Below are 3,791 nucleotides of genomic sequence, written 5' to 3' on the forward strand. Positions count from 1 at the left end.
GCTCTCGAACGCCGTCGGGTTTTCAGCCCCGGGACAAACTATCCGGGTCGGCGCGCGCAAGAGCGCCGGTGAGGTGGTGTTCGAGGTTCAGGACCAGGGGCGCGGTATTCCCGCCGAGGTCAAGGCCAAGGTTTTCGAACGTTTCGAGAGCCATACCCTCGGAACGCGCCACAGGGGCGTCGGCCTTGGCCTCGCCATCGTGCGCTCCTTCGTCGAATTGCACGGTGGGCGGGTCGATCTCCTTTCGGCCCCCGACGAAGGCACGACGGTGATCTGCACCTTCCCGATGGAACGGCGGGATATCCCGCAGGATGGCCGATCCGGCCAGAATGCGGTACCACCGCTGGCTGCGGAATAGGATCGACAAGATGGCGAGAGGATTGGCCCTCAGGATGGAGGAAGAGCGTTTGCAGCCCCAATGGATCGTGACGCTGCCCGACTTGGCTGCAACGGAGCATCTCGCTCGTGTCGTCGCCGAGGAATTGCGGGCAGGTGATCTCGTGTCGCTGTCCGGCGACCTCGGCGCAGGCAAGACCACGCTCGCCCGTGCTCTGATCCGCACGCTGCTCGCCGATCCGGCGATGGAGGTGCCGAGCCCGACCTTCACCCTGATCCAGGTCTACGAAAATCCGCGCCTGTCGGTCGCCCATGCGGATTTTTACCGTCTGCACAGCTCCCAAGAATTGGTGGAGTTGGGTTGGGACGAGATGACGGACACCGCCATCACCCTCGTGGAATGGCCGGAGCGCGCGGAAGACGCCCTGAAACCGGACCGGCTCGACATTCGCCTCGATATCCTGCCCGGCGGCACCGGCGCGAGAACCGCCTCGCTGACCGGCACGGGCCTGTTCGTGACGAGGCTGGCGCGGCTGCGCGCCTTCCAGAACATCGTCGAGCGCAGCGGCTGGACGGGCGCGGCACGCCTGCCGATGCCGGGCGATGCCTCCGTCATCCGGTCCTACGAACGGCTTTTGAAGAGCACCGGCGAAACCTCGCTTCTGATGATCTCGCCGCCGCGGCCTGTGGGACCGCCGGTCCGGCGCGGCAAGCCCTACACCACCGTTGCCAAGCTTGCCGAGACGGTTCACGCCTTCGTCGCCATGGACAAGGGCCTGCGCGCGCTTGGATTCAGCGCGCCGCAACTCTATGGCGAGGATCTCGAGACCGGCCTGCTGATCCTCGAGGATCTCGGCAGCGAGCCGGTCGTCGACGAGAACGGCCCCATCCTGGAACGCTACGCGGAAGCCACCCGCGTTCTCGCCAAACTGCACGGAACCGATCTGCCGCAGGTGCTGCCGGTTGCGGAAGGGTCGGATCACGCGATCCCGCTCTATGATCAGGAAGCGCTGCTCATCGAGGCCGAGCTGCTGGCGGATTGGTATGTGCCCCACATCATGGGCAACCAACTCTCCGGATCGGCCCGGGCGGAATTCGTCAACCTTTGGTCCGACTTGCTGCAAGAGGTCATCGCCGGCCCGTCGACTTGGGTCTTGCGCGACTACCATTCGCCGAACCTGATCTGGCTGCCCGAGCGGGAAGGTCTCCAGCGGGTCGGCATGATCGACTTCCAGGATGCCGTCTTGGGCTCTCCCGCCTATGACGTGGCGTCGCTGTTGCAGGATGCCCGTGTGTCGGTGCCGCCGGAAATGGAGCTGAAGCTCATCGGCCTCTACGCGCGGGAGCGCAGGGCGGCCGACCCGAATTTCGACGTGGCCGGATTTGCGCGCGCTTACGCCATCATGGGCGCCCAGCGGGCCACGAAGATCCTCGGCATCTTCGCCCGTCTCGATCGGCGCGATGGCAAGCCGCATTACCTGAAGCACCTCCCCCGGATAGAAGCGTATCTGGCGCGAAACCTCGCGCATCCCGCCCTCGCCAGCCTCAAGGCCTGGTACGCGTCCTATCTCCCCCGGCTCGTCCCCGTTGCGGACGATGCACCACCCTCGCCCTGAGCTTCGCCCTTGCCGCATTCCTCGCCACAGAAAGCCATCGTTCTCGCCGCCGGGTTGGGCAAGCGCATGCTGCCGATCACCGAAACCATGCCGAAACCGCTGGTCAAGGTCGGCGGGCGGACGCTGATCGATTTCGCTCTCGACAGCTTGGCGGAGGCAGGTATCGGTCCGGTGATCGTCAACGTGCACCATTTCGCCGACATGCTGGAGGCGCATCTGCAGACCCGCACTCGTCCGGCGATCGTGGTCTCCGACGAGCGGGCGGCGGTTCTGGAAACCGGTGGCGGTGTGAAGAAGGCGCTGCCGCTTCTGGGCCAAAGCCCGTTCATCACCTTCAATTCGGACTCGATCTGGATCGAGGGACAGAACCCCAACCTCAAGCGCCTCGTCGCGGCCTGGGACCCGGCGCGCATGGACATCCTGATGCTTCTGGCGGATGCCGCCACGAGCATCGGCTATGTGGGCAACGGCGATTTCGCCATGGACGAGGGCGGTCGTCTCCGGCGACGCTCCAAGGACGAGACGGTTCCTTTCGTCTATGCGGGCGTCGCCATCGTCAAACCCGACCTCGTGACCGACACGCCAAAGGGGCCGTTCTCGGCCAATCTGTTCTACGACCGCGCCATCGCAAGGGACCGCCTCTACGGCTTGCGACTCGACGGCCAATGGCTGCATGTTGGCGAACCCCAGGCCATTGCTGAAGCGGAGGCGTGCCTCGCCGCCAGCACGCGGTGAGGTTGAATGGCATCGTCCGACGCACGCGTCTTCTCGATCTCTCCCGGTTCGCCCTTTTTGCCGACCCTTGTCGATGCCCTTTATGAGGGACGCCTCCTCGGCCCGCTCGCCGATGGCCCGACGGCGCTTGCCGACCTGACGATCTACCTGCCGACCCGCCGCGCCGCGCGGGCATTGGTGGCCCTTTTGGCCGAGCGAGGGGGCGCGAAGGCGCAATTGCTGCCGCGGATCATTCCCCTCGGCGAAGCCGACGAGATCGAATTCGAAGTGACCGGCCTCGAAGGCCTGCCTTTGGCGGACACGGCATTGCGACCGCCCATCACGCCCCTGGAGAGGCGCCTCGTCCTCACGAGGCTGGTGCAGGATTGGTCGGCGCGGGTCGATCGCAGTCTCCTGAATCTAGGGCCGGACGTTCCTTTCATGGTGCCGGCTTCCCCCGGGGACGCCGTCAACCTCGCCGGCGACCTCGAAGCTCTGATGGATTCCTTCACCACCGAGGGAATCGACTGGAACGCGCTGAACCTTGCGGTCGACGGAGATTATTCCGCGCATTTCGAGATCACCCGCCGCTTCGTCCAGATCGTCAGCGAGCATTGGCCGGCGATCCTGGAGGAGCGAAAGGCGAGCGATCCGGCCGGGCGCCGCAACGCGCTTCTGGAGGACGAGGCCAAGCGACTTCTGCGCGACCGGCCGACGAAGCCCATGATCGTCGCCGGGTCGACCGGGTCGATTCCTGCGACCGCCAATCTCATCGCAGCCGTCGCACGCCTGCCGAACGGGGCCGTCGTGTTGCCGGGCCTCGACCCGGATCTGGACGATGACAGTTGGAACAGCATCGGAACCGTCGGTGACGACGAAACCGATCCGATCCACGGCCACCCCCAGGCCATGTTGCGCCGGCTGGTCGACCGCCATCTGCGCGTCGCCCGCTCCGAAGTGACGATTCTCGGTCGGCCCGACGCGGCAGCGGACGCGCGCAACCGCATGCTCTCCGAGGCGCTGCGGCCGCCGGACACCACCGATCGGTGGGTCGCGATGGGCGGAGATATCCGTCAGGCCATGACCACGGCGGGCTGCGCGGGTCTCGCCATCGTCGAAGCCGCA

3 protein-coding genes and 1 pseudogene are annotated in these 3,791 nt (G+C 66.0%); all 4 read left to right on the plus strand.

What is annotated here, in order from left to right; all coding sequences use genetic code 11:
• On the plus strand, positions 1-358 hold a 358-nt coding region (locus tag AC1DT3_RS14370; protein WP_477465928.1), incomplete at its 5' end, for a sensor histidine kinase.
• A gap of 10 nt (positions 359-368) precedes the next feature.
• Positions 369-1,952, plus strand: a complete 1,584-nt coding sequence (gene tsaE / locus AC1DT3_RS14375; RefSeq protein WP_477465929.1) for a tRNA (adenosine(37)-N6)-threonylcarbamoyltransferase complex ATPase subunit type 1 TsaE — start codon at positions 369-371, stop codon at positions 1,950-1,952.
• 9 nt (positions 1,953-1,961) lie between these two features.
• Positions 1,962-2,687: a nucleotidyltransferase family protein gene (locus AC1DT3_RS14380; protein WP_477465930.1), complete on the plus strand. Its 726-nt coding sequence runs from the start codon at positions 1,962-1,964 to the stop codon at positions 2,685-2,687.
• A 6-nt stretch (positions 2,688-2,693) separates the two neighbouring features.
• Positions 2,694-3,791, plus strand: a pseudogene (locus AC1DT3_RS14385) (double-strand break repair protein AddB); the annotation flags it as partial.

Source organism: Microvirga sp. P4_G7, assembly GCF_056401005.1.